This window comes from Roseateles sp. GW821-FHT02E12 (assembly GCF_059421665.1).
The window spans coordinates 15,633-30,639 of the sequence record NZ_JBWKVK010000001.1 but is presented as its reverse complement, the minus strand read 5'-3'; the positions used below and the strand labels follow the sequence as shown (position 1 = coordinate 30,639).

The following is a 15,007-nucleotide window of genomic DNA, read 5'->3' as shown; positions in this document are numbered from 1 at the left end:
AATTCGGTCACGATCAGGCGCTAAGCTCCGAGTTGCGTTTTGCTAGGGGATTTTTCCCGGATAGCGGCAAGCGCAATAGGCCAAATTGAAGTACAGACGGAGGCCGGCTCAAGGACTGTGGCGCGGTTGCCGTAGCTTGGGTCGTGTCGAGGAGTGCCCGGCGTATGGGTTCTGAGTGAATGCAGGATAGAACAAGCGATCCTCTGATTGATGTCAGCCAATTGACTGTCGGGATGTTCATTCATCTGGACCTCGGCTGGATGTCGCATCCGTTTCCTTTGTCGAGCTTCAAGATCGCCTCCAGCGATCAGCTCCTCATCCTGCGTCGCCTGGGCCTGACCCAGGTGCGCTGGAGCCCGGCCAAGAGCGACCTGACGCTGCCGTCCTCCGGCACCGATATCCCGCTGCCCACCGATGCGGCCGCCGCCGCCGCCGCTGCGGCTGCCGGCACGCCCGCTGAACCTACGCCCGAGGAACTCGCCCGCGAAGCCCATCGCCGCGCGCTGGCCGCTCAGCGCGAGGCCTTGCGCCTGTGCGAAGAACAGTACGGCGAGGCCGCCGATGGCTTTCGCAGCGTCATGGACAAGGTCCAGTCCGATCCCCACGAGGCGCGCACCCAGGCCGAGAGCCTGACCGCCGCCCTGCTCGACAAGATGTTGGTCGAGGGTGATCTCAATATGCGCCTCCTCAACGAGGCAGCCGGCGACCGCAGCACGGCGCACGCGTTGAACGTCTGCATCATTGCTCTGCTGCTCGGCCGCGCCTTCGGCCTGGGCCGCGACGAGATGATGGATCTCGGCGTCGGTTCGCTGCTGCACGACGTCGGCAAGCTCGAGGTGGCGGCGCGCCTGCGCCACCGCGATGAGAGCTTCACCGCCGCCGAGACCCAGGCCTACCAGCAGCACGTCGTCAAGGGTGTGGCCATCGCCCAGACCATGGGCCTGGCGCCCGGCCCGTTGCTCATCGTCGCCCAGCATCACGAGCATGCCGATGGCAGCGGCTTCCCGCAGCGCATCAACATGGACCGCATGAGCACCGGCGCGCGCATCGTCGCGCTGGTCAACCGCTTCGACGGCCTGTGCAACCCGCTGATCACTTCCAAGGCGATGACGCCTCACGAGGCGCTGTCGCTGATGTTTGCGCAGGGGCGCAACCGCTTCGACGCGACCATGCTGAACGCCTTCATCCGCATGATGGGCGTCTACCCGCCGGGCTCCACTGTGCAGCTGACCGACGACCGCTACGCCCTCGTCGTGTCCGTCAACTCGGCGCGGCCGCTGAAGCCCCGCGTCATGGTCCATGACATCAAGGTGCTCAAGGAAGAGGCCCTCATCCTCAATCTTGAAGAGATGCCCGACCTGGGCATCCGTCGTAGCCTCAAGCCCCAATTCCTGCCGCGGGCGTCACTGGACTATCTGAGCCCCCGAGCGCGCATCGCCTACTTCTTCGATGCGGTCGCCACAGGTCCAGGGGAGCTGGCGGCGTGAACGCCAGCCGCGAGGCGCAGTCGTCACTGCCTCGCAATCCCGAGGCGCCATCCGTGATCGGCGTGTTGCTGGAAGGCCTGCCCGAGCCGGCCTGGCTGGTGGATGGCGACAGCCTCACCGTCAGCGTCATCAACCGCGCCGCGCTGCGCCTGCTCGGCCTCAAGCCCGAGCGCGCCTTTGGCCAGCCGCCGGCGGCGCTGTGCGGGTCACTTGAAGACGAGGCCTTCTGGCAGGGCGCTGCACGCGACCCCTTCGCGCGCATCCGCTCCGACACCGTACTGACCCACAGCGACGGCCAGCCGCGCTGGGTCAGCCGCAGCATCAGCCCCATCCATACGCCCGAAGGTGGACGCTACTGGCTGGTGCTGCTGCACGACCAGACGCGCCGCCGCCGCGCCGAGGCCGAGCGCGAGACGCTGCTGGCCGAACTGCGCGCCACGCTCGAATCCACGGCCGACGGCATCCTTGTCGTCGACCTGGGCGGTCGCGTGCGCAGCTTCAACCGCCGCTTCGCCAAGCTCTGGGGCCTGGCCGGCGGCCTGCTGCACGAGCCCGGCGACGCGGGCCTGTGGCTGAGCCTGCAGCGCGTCATGCGCGACGGCGAGCAGTACCGGCTGCGCATCGAGGCGCTGCTGGACGCGCCGCTGATGCGCTCGAGTGACATGCTGCGCCTGGCCGACGGCCGTGTGCTGGAGCAGGTCTCGCTGCCGCAGATGAGCCGCGGCGAGCCCATCGGGCGAGTCTTTTCATTCCGCGACCTGAGCGAAAAGCTCGCCGCCCACCAGCGCATCGAGGAACTCGGCCGCTCTGACGTGCTGACCGGCGCACCCAACCGCCGTGCGCTGGCCGACCGCATCGTGCAGCAGATGGCAGCCGTCAACACCGGCGAACCGGCGCCTGCCTTTGCGCTGTTGCACCTCGACCTCGACCGCTTCAAGCAGATCAACGACACGCTGGGCCACAGCTACGGCGACCGTGTGCTGCGTGACGTCGTCGAGCGCCTGCGCGGCGCCGTCGGCACCAACGACACGCTGGCCCGCCTCGGCGGCGACGAGTTCGCGCTGCTCATCGACGGCGCCCAGATGTTCGAGGCCGAGGTCGCCGCCCGCCGCGTGCAGCAGTTGTTGGCCCAGCCCTTCAGCTTCGACACGCTGAGCTTCACCGTCACGGCCAGCTGCGGCATCGCGCTGTACCCGGGCGATGGCAACAGCCCCGACGAGCTGATGGCCAGCGCCGAGCGAGCCATGCACTGGGTCAAGGAAAGCGGCCGCGCGGGCTTCCGCTTCCACGTGCCGCGCAAGGAAGTCGACCTGCTGTCGCGCATGCGCCTGGACCACGACATGCGCCAGGCCCTCGCCGAGGGGCGCTTCCGCCTGCACTACCAACCCCAGGTCGAACTGGGCAGCGACCGCGTCATCGGCGCCGAGGCGCTGATCCGCTGGCGCGACCCGCAGCGCGGCGACATCTCGCCGGGCGAATTCATCCCGCTGGCCGAGGAGAGCGGTTTCGTCGTCGCCATCGGCGACTGGGTGCTGCGCGAGGCTGTCGCGCAGGCCGCCCACTGGCTCAGCCGCGGCTTGCGCATGCCGGTGGCCGTCAACGTGTCGGCCCTGCAGTTCCAGCAGGCCCGGTTCGTCGAGACCGTCGCCGAGGCGCTGCGCGAGGCCATGTTGCCGGCCAGCATGCTGGAGCTGGAGCTGACCGAGAGCGTGCTGCTTGGCGACGCCGAGGAAGGCCTGCGCCGCATGCGCTCGCTCGCGGCGCTCGGCGTCACGCTGTCCATCGACGACTTCGGTACCGGTTATTCGTCGCTCGCCTACCTGAAGCGCTTCCCCATCCAGCGCCTCAAGATCGACCGCAGCTTTGTGCAAGGCTTGCCGGGCGACGCCAGCGACGTCGGCATCGCCAACGCCATCGTGCAGATGGGCCGGGCACTGGGCCTGCAGGTCATCGCCGAGGGCGTCGAGACCGAGGCGCAGCGTGACTTCCTGGCCCAGGCCGGCTGCCACGAGTTCCAGGGCTATCTGTTTGCCAAGCCGCTGCCGCCGGATGAGTTCGAGCGGCGTGTGCGCCCGCGCCGCCACGTCGTCGACGCGCCGGTGTCCGGCTGGCTGGGGCTGGCCAGCGGCTAGTAGCCCGCAGGCGCCTGGCCCGCGGCCGCGCGCACAATGCGGCCATGCTCTACCGCTTCAAATCCAAGGCTGGCGCCGACGTCATCATGATGGCCGACTCGGCCGACGCCGTGCTGCGCCTGATGGGGCGCGAACCTGCGCCGAAAGGCATCCTCGAAGCCGCATCGCTGCCCGGGCTGATGCAGGCGCTGGAGGCCGGCGTGGCCGCCGATGACGCGCAATTCCAGCGCGCCGTCGACGATGCCAAGGCTGCTGGGCAGGCCGTTCCGCGCCGCCAGGGCGTGTCGTTGCGCCAGCGCGCCTGGCCGTTGCACGAATTGATGCAGCGCAGCGCGAAAGAGAACGCCGACGTCGTCTGGGGCGTCTAGTGCTGGAAGAGGTCACCCGGCTCGTCCTGATTCGCCATGGCGAGACGGCCTGGAACCGCGCGACGCGCATCCAGGGCCACACCGACATCCCGCTCAGCGCCCTCGGCCTTGCCCAGGCCGAGCGGCTGGCCGAAGCCCTGGCCGACGAGACTTTCGCCGCCATCTATTCCAGTGACCTCAGCCGTGCGCGCCAAACCGCCGAGGCGCTGGCTGCCGCACGGGGCCTGCCGATCCACTTCGACGCCGCGCTGCGCGAGCGCGCCTTCGGGCGCTTCGAAGGCCTGAGCTGGCAGGAAATAGATCAGGGTTATCCCGATGATGCGGCGCGCTGGCGGCGTCGTGAACCCGACTTCGTTGTTGGCGGCGGCGAGAGCCTGACCGTCTTCAGTGCCCGCTGCCTTGAGGCGGCACGCCGCGCCGCCGCCGCGCATCCGGGTCAAAGCATCGCCCTGGTCGCCCATGGCGGCGTGCTGGACTGCCTTTATCGCGCCGCGACCCGGGTTGCGCTGGACGCACCGCGCAGCTGGCAGTTGGGCAACGCCACCATCAACCGTCTGCTGGCGACGCCCGACGGCTTCACGCTGATTGGCTGGAACGACGACCGCCATCTGGCGGGCCTGAGCGCGGACGACATCGCCGCTTGAGGGCGGCGCGCGCAATTCAAGGCCCTAGTGCCACTGTTGCATCCACGCGTCGGTCGTATCGGGTGCGGCAAAAGCCGCTTCTATACTGGTTGTCACTTGTCCTTCTAGGCAGGGCCTAGGCCCCGTCCAACCTCTCTGTAAAGGCAAACGATGAAGAAGATTGCACTCGTCGCCGCTCTGGCCGCTACCGCCGCCGCTCCGGCTTTCGCACAAAGCGTGACCCTCTGGGGTCGCCTCAACACCACCGTCGAAAGCCAGAAGTTCGGCACGCAAGACCGCAAGGTCGTCGTGCAAAACAACTCTTCGCGCCTTGGCTTCAAGGGCAGCGAAGACCTCGGCGGCGGCCTGAAGGCCTCCTTCGCGCTGGAACACGGCGTGAACAGCGACACCGGCGTTGCCACCGGCGGCACCACGTTCTGGAACCGTCAGTCGTCCGTCGAACTGAGCGGCGCCTTCGGTGCTGTGCGTCTGGGCAAGTGGTTCCCTGGCTCGTACTACGCTACGGCCGACTACGTCAGCAACCACAACCACGATACCGGCACGTCTTCTGACGCGCTGTACGCCACCCAGTTCCAGACCAACAACAAGGTCTCGTACTTCACGCCCAAGGCTGGTGGTTTCTCGGCCGAGCTGTCGGTGAGTGCTGGTGAAGGCGCAACGACCCGTGCCACGGACGTCGCCGTCAACTACGACGTGGGCCCGGCCCACGCTGGCTTCGGCTACGAAAAGAAGGGTGACTTCACCCAGTTCGCCGTCCGCGGTCTGTACGAATTTGGCCCGCTGATCGTTGGTGGTTACATCCAACGTGCTGAGAACACCTTCGGTGCGAACGGCAAGAAGAACTGGAACGTGTTCCGCGTCTCCGGCATGTACGTCATGGGCCAGTCGGAGTTCCACCTGAACTACGGCAAGGCTGACGACATCCTGGTCGACGACGGTGCCAAGCAGCTGACGGTTGGCTACAACTACAACCTGAGCAAGCGCACCAAGGTGTACGGCTTCTGGACGAAGACCGACAACCAGTCCAAGGGCAACTACTTCACCGGCGTTGCTGGTCAAGACTTCTCTTCGCTGGCCGCTGGTATCCGCCACAACTTCTGATCCTTCGGGACCGGAAAGAAAAAGGCGCCCTCAGGGCGCCTTTTTTCGTCGCACGTATGCCATGCGGCAAACAAGAAAGCGCCCCGCGGGGCGCTTTTTTCATTGGCGACTTCGGTCGCCGGCTTACGCCCGAATCACTCCCCAAAGAGGTCGGGTGAGCCTTTGCCGCCCGGCGGCGTCAGGCCAAGGTGGCGCCAGGCCGCCAGCGTCGCAACGCGGCCGCGCGGCGTGCGTTGCAGAAAGCCCTGCTGGATCAGATAGGGTTCGATGACGTCCTCGATGGTGCCCGCCTCCTCGCCGATGGCTGCGGCGACGTTCTCCAGGCCAACCGGCCCGCCGTCGAAGCGGTGCACGATGGCCTCAAGCAGCTTGCGGTCCATCAGGTCGAAGCCCTGCGGGTCGACGTCCAGCATGATCAGCGCCTTGTCGGCGATGCCGGCGACGATGCGGCCGTCTGCCTTGACCTCGGCGTAGTCACGCACGCGGCGCAGCAACCGGTTGGCGATGCGGGGCGTGCCACGCGAGCGGCGGGCGATCTCCAGCGCGCCGTCGGCGTCGATCGGCGCACCCAGCAGGCCGGCCGAGCGGGTCACGATGCGTTGCAGTTCGGCCGGCGTGTAGAACTCCAGCCGGGCAACGATGCCGAAGCGGTCGCGCAGCGGGTTGGTCAGCATGCCGGCGCGCGTCGTGGCGCCCACCAGCGTGAAGGGCTGCAGGTCCAGCTTGATCGACCGGGCGGCCGGGCCTTCGCCGATCATGATGTCGATCTGGTAATCCTCCAGCGCCGGGTAGAGGATTTCCTCGACGACCGGGCTCAGGCGGTGGATCTCATCGATGAAAAGAACATCGTTCTTCTCGAGGTTGGTGAGGATGGCCGCCAGGTCCTTGGGCTTCTCCAGCACCGGGCCCGAGGTCTGGCGCAGGTTGACGCCCAGTTCGGCCGCGATGATGTGGGACAGCGTCGTCTTGCCCAGGCCCGGCGGGCCGAACAGCAGCACGTGATCCAGCGCCTCGTGACGCTTGCGGGCGGCACCGATGAAGATCTCGAGCTGCTCGCGGGCCTTGATCTGGCCGACGTAGTCGTCGAGCAGCTTGGGGCGCAGCGCGCGCTCCATCGCCTCCTCGCGGCTGGATTCCGGCGCGGCGCTGATCAGCCGCGGCGCTGGGGCGAAGTCGTCGGTCTGGATGCTCATGAGAGCTTCTTGAGTGCGAGCTTGATGCCGTCGCTGACGCCGACGTCAGGCGGCAACACCTTGAGCGCCGCAGCCGCGTCCTTCTCGCTGTAGCCCAGCGCGATCAGTGCCTGCAGGATGTCGGCCTGCGCGTCGTTCGCGATGGTGGCGGGCAGCGCCAGATCGGCGCCGAGCTTGCCCTTGAGTTCCAGCAGCAGTCGCTCGGCCGTCTTCTTGCCAATGCCGGGCACCTTGGTGAGGCGGCCGGCTTCCTGGCGCGACACGGCCTGAGCCAGTTCCGCAACGGACAGGCCGGACAGCAGCCCCAGCGCCATCTTCGGGCCGACACCGCTGATCTTGATGAGCATGCGGAAGGTGGCGCGCTCCTCGTGCGTGAGGAAGCCGAACAGCTGGTGCGCGTCCTCGCGCACGGTCAGGTGGGTCAGCAGCACTGCCCGCTCGCCCAGGCCGCCGAGGTTGAAGAAGGTGCTCATCGGCACGTCGACCTCGTAGCCCACGCCCGCCACGTCGATGACGACCTGCGGGGGCGATTTCTCGGCGATGACGCCGCTGAGTCTTCCAATCATCGGCCCATTATCCGGGCCGGTTCAGGCTCAGTTACGACCGAACAAACCCAGGCGCTGCGCTTCGAGAGCCGCTTCCGCACGCGAGCTCACATTGAGCTTGCGGTAGATCTGCTTCACGTAGTCCGCAATCGTGTGGCGGGAGAGGCCCAACTGCACGCCAATCTCCGGCAGCGTATAGCCCTTGGCCACGCGCAGCAGCACTTCGGTCTCGCGATCGGTCAGCGACACCTCATGCAGCAGGGCCTGCGAGCTGGGTTTCTTTTGAGCCGCGAAGTAGGCAATGACCTTGCGCGCGATGGACGGCGACAGCGGGGGCTCGCCGCCGCTCATGCGCTGCAGCTGCTCCACCAGCAGCTCGCGGGACTGTTCCTTCAGCAGATAGCCGAAGGCGCCGGCCTGCAGCGCGGGGAAGAGATGTTCGTCGTCGTCGTGAATGGTGACGATGACCGACTGCACCTCGGGCTGCTTCTCGCGCAGCGCGGCGATGACCTCGACGCCCGAGCCATCCGGCAGCCCCAGGTCCAGCAGGGCCAGCGTGAAGCGCTGGCCGTTGACCAGCGACAACGCGTCCTGCACCCGCGAACACTCCGTGATCTGGGCGTTGGCGAACACCTGCTTGACCAGCGCCTTCAGCCAGGCACGGATCTCGGGGATGTCTTCGAGCAGCAGGATGTGGTTCATGGCGGGCCTCGGAATCAGAGCGAAATTACAGCGGGATGGTCAGACGAATGACAGTACCCCAGCCAGGGCCGGATTCCACCAAACACTGGCCATGCATCTGCTTGGCGCGTGATTTCATGCTCGCCATGCCGTGGCCTCTGTCCAGGCGACCATCCAGTTCGGTCGGGATGCCCTGGCCGTTGTCCTGGATGGTCAGGATGAAATCACCATCCTGTACGGCGCTGGAGATGGTCGCATTCGTGGCGCCGCTGTGCTTGATGATGTTGGACACCGACTCGCGCAGGATGCGCGTCGTCTGCACGTAGGAACGGGCCTGGAAGGTGTGTTCGATCTCCTCGGCAGGGCTCTTCCACTCGGCCAGGATGTTGGCCTGGCCCAGGCGCATCACGACCTCGGCGCGCCAGTCGCCCAAGGCGTCGATCAGGTGCACCGGCTTGCCGGTCAGCCCCCGCACCGACAGGCGCATCTCCTCGAGCGCCTCGCGGGCCAGCGTGGAGATGCGGTCGGACTCGCTGGTGTGCACGATGGTCAGCAGCTTGGCCCCCAGGTCGTCGTGCAGGTCGGCGGCGATGCGCTTGCGCTCGCGCTCGGTGACCTGTTCGAGCTTCTGCTCGGCCAGCTGGCTGTGGCTGCGTTCGACCTCGGCGATGCGCTCGGCCATGCGCTGCTCGATGTTGGCGATGCGCTTCTCCGCGTCCACGCGGGCATGCGCAACGCTGTTCACCAACTGCAGGCCCAGGGCCAGCATCAGCACCGGCAACATCAGGCCCAGCCAGGGCGAGGCCGTCCACCACAGCGATTCGCTGGTGGCTGCCAGCACCATCTCGGCAACCAGGGCCACCATGGTCGGCAGCAGCAGCACCGCCATCAGGCTGAAATCGCGGGCCTGGGCCGCATCGGCGCCGGCTTGCAGGCGCAGGCGGCGCAGCCACAGCGCCCATCCCATGGCGGCGACGAGCTCCAGGCTCAGCACCGCATGCCAGACCGTGCCGAGGATGGCGACCTGGCCGCCCGTCAGCAGCAGGCTGGCGGGGACCACGAGGCACTGGATCAACAGCGCATGGTCGATCCAGCTGCGCTTCCAGTTCATCTGCCGCAGCAGGTATTGCACGCCGCACAGCACCAGCAGCGTCATCAGCAGCGGCCTGAGGCCCGCTGCGCCTGGCGCGGTCGCGGCGCGCAGCACCACCCAGCTCAGCATCATGCCGATGAGGAAGCTGGCCGGCCGCTCGCGGTGGTGCAGGCCCGACACCAGGCCGACGACAGTTGCCATCAAGGCCAGCATGGCGGCCACCCAGCCGTGCAGCGTGGCAGCCCAGTACAGGCCCGTCGGCACCTGGGCCTGCGCGGCCAGGGGGCAGAGCAGGACCAAGGCGAGCAGAAGAGAAAGGGGCAGGCGCCGAGCCACGAGGGCCTTCGGCGCAATGGGAGACGTCATGGGGCGGCATTGTGCGGGAGCGCCCGCTGGGCGTGCGCCGGGGAATGCACCAGCGATCCGCGTCTTGCAAAGAGCCAGCGACAATTCCCATCCACTCTTTTCAGCCTATCGTGATCCTGCGCTTCGCCCTGGAACCCGCCGACAACACCCGCCTGGCTCGCGTCTGCGGCAGCCTGGACGTCCATCTGCGCGAGATCGAGGCCGCCCTCAGCGTCAAGCTGAGCCGGCGCGACGCCGAGTTCCGCGTCGATGGCCCCAAGGCGGCGGTGGAGCGGGCCAGAAGCCTGCTGGAGGCGCTCTACGAGCGTGCCCGCAGGCCCATGGCAGCCGAGACGATGCAGCTCGCGCTGGTCGAGGCCAAGGGGCCGTCAGCAGCGCCGCCGGTCGGTGAGGAGGGGGGGCTGGTGCTGCGCACCCGCCGCACCGACCTGTCTGCGCGCACGCCGCGCCAGCACCAGTATCTGCAGCAGATCCTGTCGCACGACATCACGTTGGGCCTCGGCCCCGCCGGCACGGGCAAGACCTTCCTGGCCGTTGCCTGCGCCGTCGACGCGCTGGAGCGCGCCAGCGTGCAGCGGATCATCCTGACCCGTCCTGCCGTCGAGGCCGGCGAGCGACTGGGCTTCCTGCCCGGCGACCTGACGCAGAAGGTCGACCCCTATCTGCGCCCGCTCTACGACGCGCTGTACGACCTGCTCGGTTTCGACCGCGTGACCAAGGCCTTCGAGAAGGGCCAGCTCGAAGTCGCGCCGCTGGCCTTCATGCGTGGCCGCACGCTGAATCACGCCTTCGTCATCCTCGACGAAGCGCAGAACACCACGCCCGAGCAGATGAAGATGTTCCTGACGCGCATCGGCTTCGGCAGCCGCTGCGTCGTCACCGGCGACACCAGCCAGATCGATCTGCCGCGCGGCCAGCAGTCCGGCCTCATCGACGCAGAACACGTGCTGGCCAAGGTCAAGGGCATCGCGATGACGCGCTTCACCAGCGCCGACGTCGTGCGCCACCCGCTGGTGGCCCGCATCGTCGAGGCCTACGAGGCCCGCGCCAAACGTGAGGCGAGAGAAGTATGAGCAGACCCGAGCTGAGCCTGTCGCTGCAATTCGCCGACCCGCGCCACCGTGCGCTGCTGCCGCGCCACAAGGTGCAGCGCTTCATCCGTGCGGCACTGGAGCTGCCGGGCGAGATCGCCGTGCGCATCGTCGGCGCCGAGGAAGGCCGCGCGCTGAACCGCGAGTACCGGGGCAAGGACTACGCGACCAATGTGCTGACCTTCGACTACGCCCGCGAGCCGGTCGTCGGAGCCGACCTGGTCATCTGCGCCGAGGTTGTCGAACTTGAAGCGGCCGAGATGGGCATCCCGCTGCTGGATCACTACGCCCACATGCTGGTGCACGGCACCCTGCACGCCCAGGGCTATGACCACGAGGAAGACGACGAGGCCGAGTGCATGGAGGCGCGGGAGACCGAAATCCTTGCGGCAATCGGCGTGCCCAACCCCTACCGGCGCGAGGGTTAAGCCCACGTTCTTGGGGAGAAATAGCGACCTAGGGGTGGGCAGGCGTAGACACCGAAGAGGCAGGCGAGTAATTTCCAGCAGTCGCGCAACCTCCTTCTCGCCAGGAGCTTCCCATGATTCGAGTTCTGCGTCGTATTTCAGTCGCTGCGGCTCTGGTGGCCAGCGGTATGGCCAATGCCGTCGTCGTCAGCGGCGTCGATCTGCCGATCGGCTCGGTGTTTGCAGTGGCCCAGACCTACCAGAACAGCGTGACCGGTCTCGGCGACGTGCTCAGCGGCTACGGCAAGATCGACTCCATCAACTCTATCGCCGTGTCCAGCCTGTGCTCCGGCTGCGAACTGACCTACGTCTTCGGCGGCTACACCGTGTCTTCCCTGAGCGCCACCGAAGTCCGGTTCAGCGGCGGCTGGCTGAACGTCTACCTGGGCACCGGCGCGACCAACGACTTCAACACGGGTAATGCGGGCGGCTCGGCCGGCGACCTGGTCGAGGCCAGCAACGGCGCGCTGTTCGTGGCCATGAAGGGCCATGCCATCGACGCAGCCGGCAACACGCTGGTCGGCACCGGCGTGGGGATAGGCACCACCAGCCCGGTGGGCTTCAGCTCGGGCCTGCTGGACGTGGACACCACCGCCGGCGGCGCGGCCAACGGCAACTTCAACACCAATGCGCTCGCCGCCCTCTTCGGCGGCCCTGCGGACTTGCAGATCAGCTCGTCCTTCACGGCATTCGGCCCGCTCTATCCGGGCGAATGCCCGGGCGGCGCCGCCTGCGTTCGGGGCAGTTCCACGGTCATCGCCACGGTCGTGCCGGAACCGGGGATGGCCGCGCTGCTGCTCGGCGGTTTGGGCGTCATCCTGACGGTGGCACGCCGCCGCCTGCGCTGAACTCTCGCAGCCTCTTGTCTGGGCGGCCGGCCTAGCGCCCGCTGCCCAAGTAGCGTTTGCGGCGGAACAGGAACCACAACCCGAAGGCCACGGCCAGCATCAGCAGGGCCGCGTCCCAGAAGCCGCCGGCGTTGTGGATCAGCGGCATGGCATCGAAGTTCATGCCGAAGACGCCGGTGATCAGGTTCAGCGGCAGGAAGATGGCGGTCAGCACCGTGAGGGTGCGCATGATGCCGTTGGTGCGGTGACCCAGGGCACTGAAATGCATCTGCACGGCCGACTCGGCCGAAGACTCCAGCCGGCGCACATGCGTCAGCACGCGCTCCACATGCTCCAGCACGTCGCGTGAACGCACGCGCAGCAGCTCGCGCTCGCGGGTGACGACCTGGTCGCCATCGGCCGGCCATTCGTCCAGTGCGTCTATCCATTCCTGGATGGCGGCGCGCTGGTCCTCGCAGGTGTCCTCCAGCCGGTGCAGCGCGTCGCGGCTTTCCAGCAGCAGCGGCCAGTCGTCGAACTCGCTGTTCTGGTCCAGCAGCACTCGCTGCAGCGTGCCGAGCTGGCGCGTCAGCAGGCGGCGCAGCTCCAGATAGCTGTCCACCATGTGGTTGACCATGCGCAGCATCAGGTCGGCCGGGCTGGCTGGCAGGCGGGCACCGCCGCGCGCATCGCGCTTCTCGCGGCCTTCGGTCAGCCGGTCGAGCTTCTGCGCGAAGAACTCACGCACCTGGCAGTCGGTCGGGTGCACCGTGACCAGCACGCGGTCGAACACGGCGAAGCCGACCGGGCTGGTGTCGATGGCGCGCAGCGCACGCTGGGCCGAGGCCAGCGTGCCATGCTCGTCGTCAACGAAGAGGTCCTGGCTGCCTGGTGCCGCGGCCAGGCGGCGGAACACCAGCATGTCGTACCAGGACGTGTAGTCGAAGTGCGAGGGCAACTGGTTGTTGATGAGGTCGGACACATGCAGGTCGACGATGTTGCCGCAGCCCCAGCGCACCAGCGCTTGCTGCGCCGCCGCCTCGCCCACCTCGAACTCACGCCGGCCGTAGCCCAGCCACAGGAAACCGCGCTCGGGCAGGGCGTCGGGCAGGGCCGCCAGCTCGCGGAAGCTGTCAGTCTCGATGTGGAAGACCCGCATGGGTTCACGCCTTTTTCAGCAGCCGCGCGGCGTCGAGCGCGAAATAACTCAGCACGCCGTCGGCGCCCGCGCGCTTGAAGGCCAGCAGCGACTCCATCATGACGGCGTCATGGTCCAGCCAGCCGTTGGCCGCGGCGGCCTTGAGCATCGCGTATTCGCCGCTGACCTGGTAGGCAAAGGTCGGCACGCCGAACTCGTCCTTCACGCGGCGCACGATGTCGAGGTAAGGCATACCGGGCTTGACCATCACCATGTCCGCGCCTTCGGCCAGGTCGGCCGCCACCTCGCGCAGCGCCTCGTCGCTGTTGCCCGGGTCGACGTAGTAGGTCTTCTTGTCGGCTTTTCCCAGGGCCGATCGCGAGCCCACGGCATCGCGGAACGGGCCGTAGAAGCTGCTCGCGTACTTCACGCTGTAGGCCATGATGCGCGTGTGGATATGCCCTGCGCCTTCGAAGGCCGTGCGGATAGCGCCAATGCGGCCGTCCATCATGTCGCTGGGGCCCACCATGTCCGCACCGGCCTCGGCCTGGGTCAGCGCCTGGCGCACCAGCAGCTCGACGGTCGCGTCGTTGAGCAGATAGCCGGTCTCGTCGGGCAGCCCGTCCTGGCCATGGCTGGTGTAGGGGTCCAGGGCCACGTCGGTGAGCACGCCCAGTTCCGGGAAGCGCGACTTGAGGGCCCGCACGGCGCGCGGGATCAGGCCCTGCGGGTTGAAGGCCTCGGCGCCATCGGGCGTCTTCAGTGAGGGGTCGATGGCCGGGAAGAGGGCGATCACGGGAATGCCCAGCTCCAGGCATTGCTCAGCTGTGCGCAGCAGGTGATCCAGGCTCTGGCGCGATACGCCGGGCATGGAGGCTACGGGTTGGAGCAGGTTCTCGCCTTCGTGGATGAAGACCGGCAGGATGAGGTCGCTGGCCAGCAGCGTGTTTTCACGTACCAAGGCCCGCGTGAAGGCGTCGCGGCGCAGGCGGCGCGGGCGTGCGGCTGGGAAGGCGGACGGGGTGAAAACGGAGCGGGTCACGTCGAATCCTCGGGCTGTGCAGGCAGATGAGAGGGCTGCGGCCCGGCGCGTGATGGATGGCACATCCAGACATCATTTATTCGTGACGTCGCCGCTCAAGCGCGCTAAACTTGTGCGCGAATGATAGCCGCAAGGTGGTCGTTCCCTGCTTTTCCTCCCTGAGCAGGAGCCTTGACGTGATGACAGCGAAAAGGCTTTCTCGCCCCGGTCTTGAACCGGGGCTTTTTTTTGTCGGTCACGGGGCATGCGCCTCGCGATGCGAGTCGCTTGGCGCTGGCGCGCCGGGGCCTGCGGCCCCATGCCACGAGGCCCGTCCGCGCCACCTAGGGTGGCGCGAGGCCGGACAGTTCGTTGACTGTAGGCACTGCCCATAATGACACCATGCTCTGGGTCAAAGCCTTCCACATCGTCTTCGTCGCCGCCTGGTTCGCCGGCCTGTTCTATCTGCCGCGCATCTTCGTGAACCTGGCCATGGTGCCCGCTGACAGCCATGCCGAACGTGAGCGCCTGCTCTTGATGGCGCACAAGCTGCATCGCTTCACCAGCATCTTGATGGGCGCCGCCCTGCTGCTGGGCCTGTGGGTCTGGCTGGGCTTTGGTGCCGGGCGCTTTTCCGGCAGCTACTGGCTGCACGCCAAGCTGCTGCTCGTCGTCGGCGTCGTCGGGTACCACCACATGAACCGTCGCCTGCTGCGCAGCTTCGAGGAGCTGTCCAACCGCCGCAGCCACCGCTGGTTCCGCATCTACAACGAGACGGCCGTGCTGCTGTTCGCCGCCATCGTCGTGCTGGTGACGGTCAAGCCCTTCTGAAGCCATGAAGCAGCCCCCACGC

15 protein-coding genes are annotated in these 15,007 nt (G+C 67.4%); 9 read left to right on the top strand and 6 right to left on the bottom strand.

Going from position 1 to position 15,007, the window contains the following annotated elements; genetic code table 11:
* The first annotated feature begins 179 nt into the window (after positions 1–179).
* From AC07V5_RS00165 to AC07V5_RS00145, 5 genes are all read left to right on the top strand, one after another.
* Positions 180–1,487, top strand: coding sequence for a cyclic di-GMP phosphodiesterase (locus AC07V5_RS00165; protein WP_495113446.1), 1,308 nt, complete (start codon positions 180–182; stop codon positions 1,485–1,487).
* Positions 1,484–3,619 carry a putative bifunctional diguanylate cyclase/phosphodiesterase gene (locus AC07V5_RS00160; protein ID WP_495113445.1) on the top strand — a complete coding sequence of 712 codons (2,136 nt, stop codon included), beginning with the start codon at positions 1,484–1,486 and terminating at the stop codon, positions 3,617–3,619. The genes AC07V5_RS00165 and AC07V5_RS00160 overlap by 4 nt, the downstream gene beginning before the upstream one ends.
* Before the next feature lie 44 nt (positions 3,620–3,663).
* Positions 3,664–3,987 (top strand): DUF1840 domain-containing protein, encoded by a 324-nt coding sequence (locus tag AC07V5_RS00155; protein WP_495113444.1) that lies wholly within the window; start codon positions 3,664–3,666, stop codon positions 3,985–3,987.
* A 2-nt stretch (positions 3,988–3,989) separates the two neighbouring features.
* Positions 3,990–4,631 (top strand): histidine phosphatase family protein, encoded by a 642-nt coding sequence (locus AC07V5_RS00150; RefSeq protein WP_495115644.1) that lies wholly within the window; start codon positions 3,990–3,992, stop codon positions 4,629–4,631.
* 150 nt (positions 4,632–4,781) lie between these two features.
* On the top strand, positions 4,782–5,732 hold the full coding sequence (locus AC07V5_RS00145) for a porin (RefSeq protein ID WP_495113443.1): 951 nt from the start codon (positions 4,782–4,784) through the stop codon (positions 5,730–5,732).
* A 134-nt stretch (positions 5,733–5,866) separates the two neighbouring features.
* Here AC07V5_RS00145 and ruvB read toward each other — a convergent pair whose 3' ends face one another.
* From ruvB to AC07V5_RS00125, 4 genes are read right to left on the bottom strand one after another with little or no spacing between them, the layout of a single operon-like run.
* On the bottom strand, positions 5,867–6,925 hold the full coding sequence (gene ruvB / locus AC07V5_RS00140; protein ID WP_495113442.1) for a Holliday junction branch migration DNA helicase RuvB: 1,059 nt from the start codon (positions 6,923–6,925) through the stop codon (positions 5,867–5,869).
* Positions 6,922–7,491, bottom strand: coding sequence for a Holliday junction branch migration protein RuvA (gene ruvA, locus AC07V5_RS00135; RefSeq protein ID WP_495113441.1), 570 nt, complete (start codon positions 7,489–7,491; stop codon positions 6,922–6,924). Before ruvA ends, ruvB begins: the two co-directional genes overlap by 4 nt.
* Positions 7,492–7,518: 27 nt before the next feature.
* On the bottom strand, positions 7,519–8,172 hold the full coding sequence (locus AC07V5_RS00130) for a response regulator (RefSeq protein ID WP_495113440.1): 654 nt from the start codon (positions 8,170–8,172) through the stop codon (positions 7,519–7,521).
* 25 nt (positions 8,173–8,197) lie between these two features.
* Positions 8,198–9,610 carry a sensor histidine kinase gene (locus AC07V5_RS00125; protein WP_495113439.1) on the bottom strand — a complete coding sequence of 471 codons (1,413 nt, stop codon included), beginning with the start codon at positions 9,608–9,610 and terminating at the stop codon, positions 8,198–8,200.
* Between the two features lie 110 nt (positions 9,611–9,720).
* Between AC07V5_RS00125 and AC07V5_RS00120 the strand changes: the two genes are divergently transcribed.
* From AC07V5_RS00120 to AC07V5_RS00110, 3 genes are all read left to right on the top strand, one after another.
* A complete protein-coding gene (locus AC07V5_RS00120; RefSeq protein ID WP_495113438.1) occupies positions 9,721–10,683 on the top strand; it encodes a PhoH family protein in 963 nt (320 codons plus the stop codon).
* Positions 10,680–11,129, top strand: coding sequence for an rRNA maturation RNase YbeY (gene ybeY, locus AC07V5_RS00115; RefSeq protein ID WP_495113437.1), 450 nt, complete (start codon positions 10,680–10,682; stop codon positions 11,127–11,129). Before AC07V5_RS00120 ends, ybeY begins: the two co-directional genes overlap by 4 nt.
* A gap of 113 nt (positions 11,130–11,242) precedes the next feature.
* Complete coding sequence (locus tag AC07V5_RS00110; RefSeq protein WP_495113436.1) at positions 11,243–12,016, top strand: PEP-CTERM sorting domain-containing protein; 774 nt, start codon at positions 11,243–11,245, stop codon at positions 12,014–12,016.
* A gap of 31 nt (positions 12,017–12,047) precedes the next feature.
* Here the strand turns inward: AC07V5_RS00110 and AC07V5_RS00105 are convergent, their stop codons facing one another.
* Together AC07V5_RS00105 and hemB are read right to left on the bottom strand one after the other, a co-directional pair.
* Positions 12,048–13,154, bottom strand: a complete 1,107-nt coding sequence (locus AC07V5_RS00105; RefSeq protein WP_495113435.1) for a magnesium transporter CorA family protein — start codon at positions 13,152–13,154, stop codon at positions 12,048–12,050.
* Between the two features lie 4 nt (positions 13,155–13,158).
* Positions 13,159–14,175: a porphobilinogen synthase gene (gene hemB, locus AC07V5_RS00100; RefSeq protein WP_495113434.1), complete on the bottom strand. Its 1,017-nt coding sequence runs from the start codon at positions 14,173–14,175 to the stop codon at positions 13,159–13,161.
* A 381-nt stretch (positions 14,176–14,556) separates the two neighbouring features.
* On the opposite strand from hemB, the gene AC07V5_RS00095 reads away from it, so the two are divergent.
* Positions 14,557–14,985 (top strand): CopD family protein, encoded by a 429-nt coding sequence (locus AC07V5_RS00095; protein ID WP_495113433.1) that lies wholly within the window; start codon positions 14,557–14,559, stop codon positions 14,983–14,985.
* The last annotated feature ends 22 nt before the right edge of the window (positions 14,986–15,007 follow it).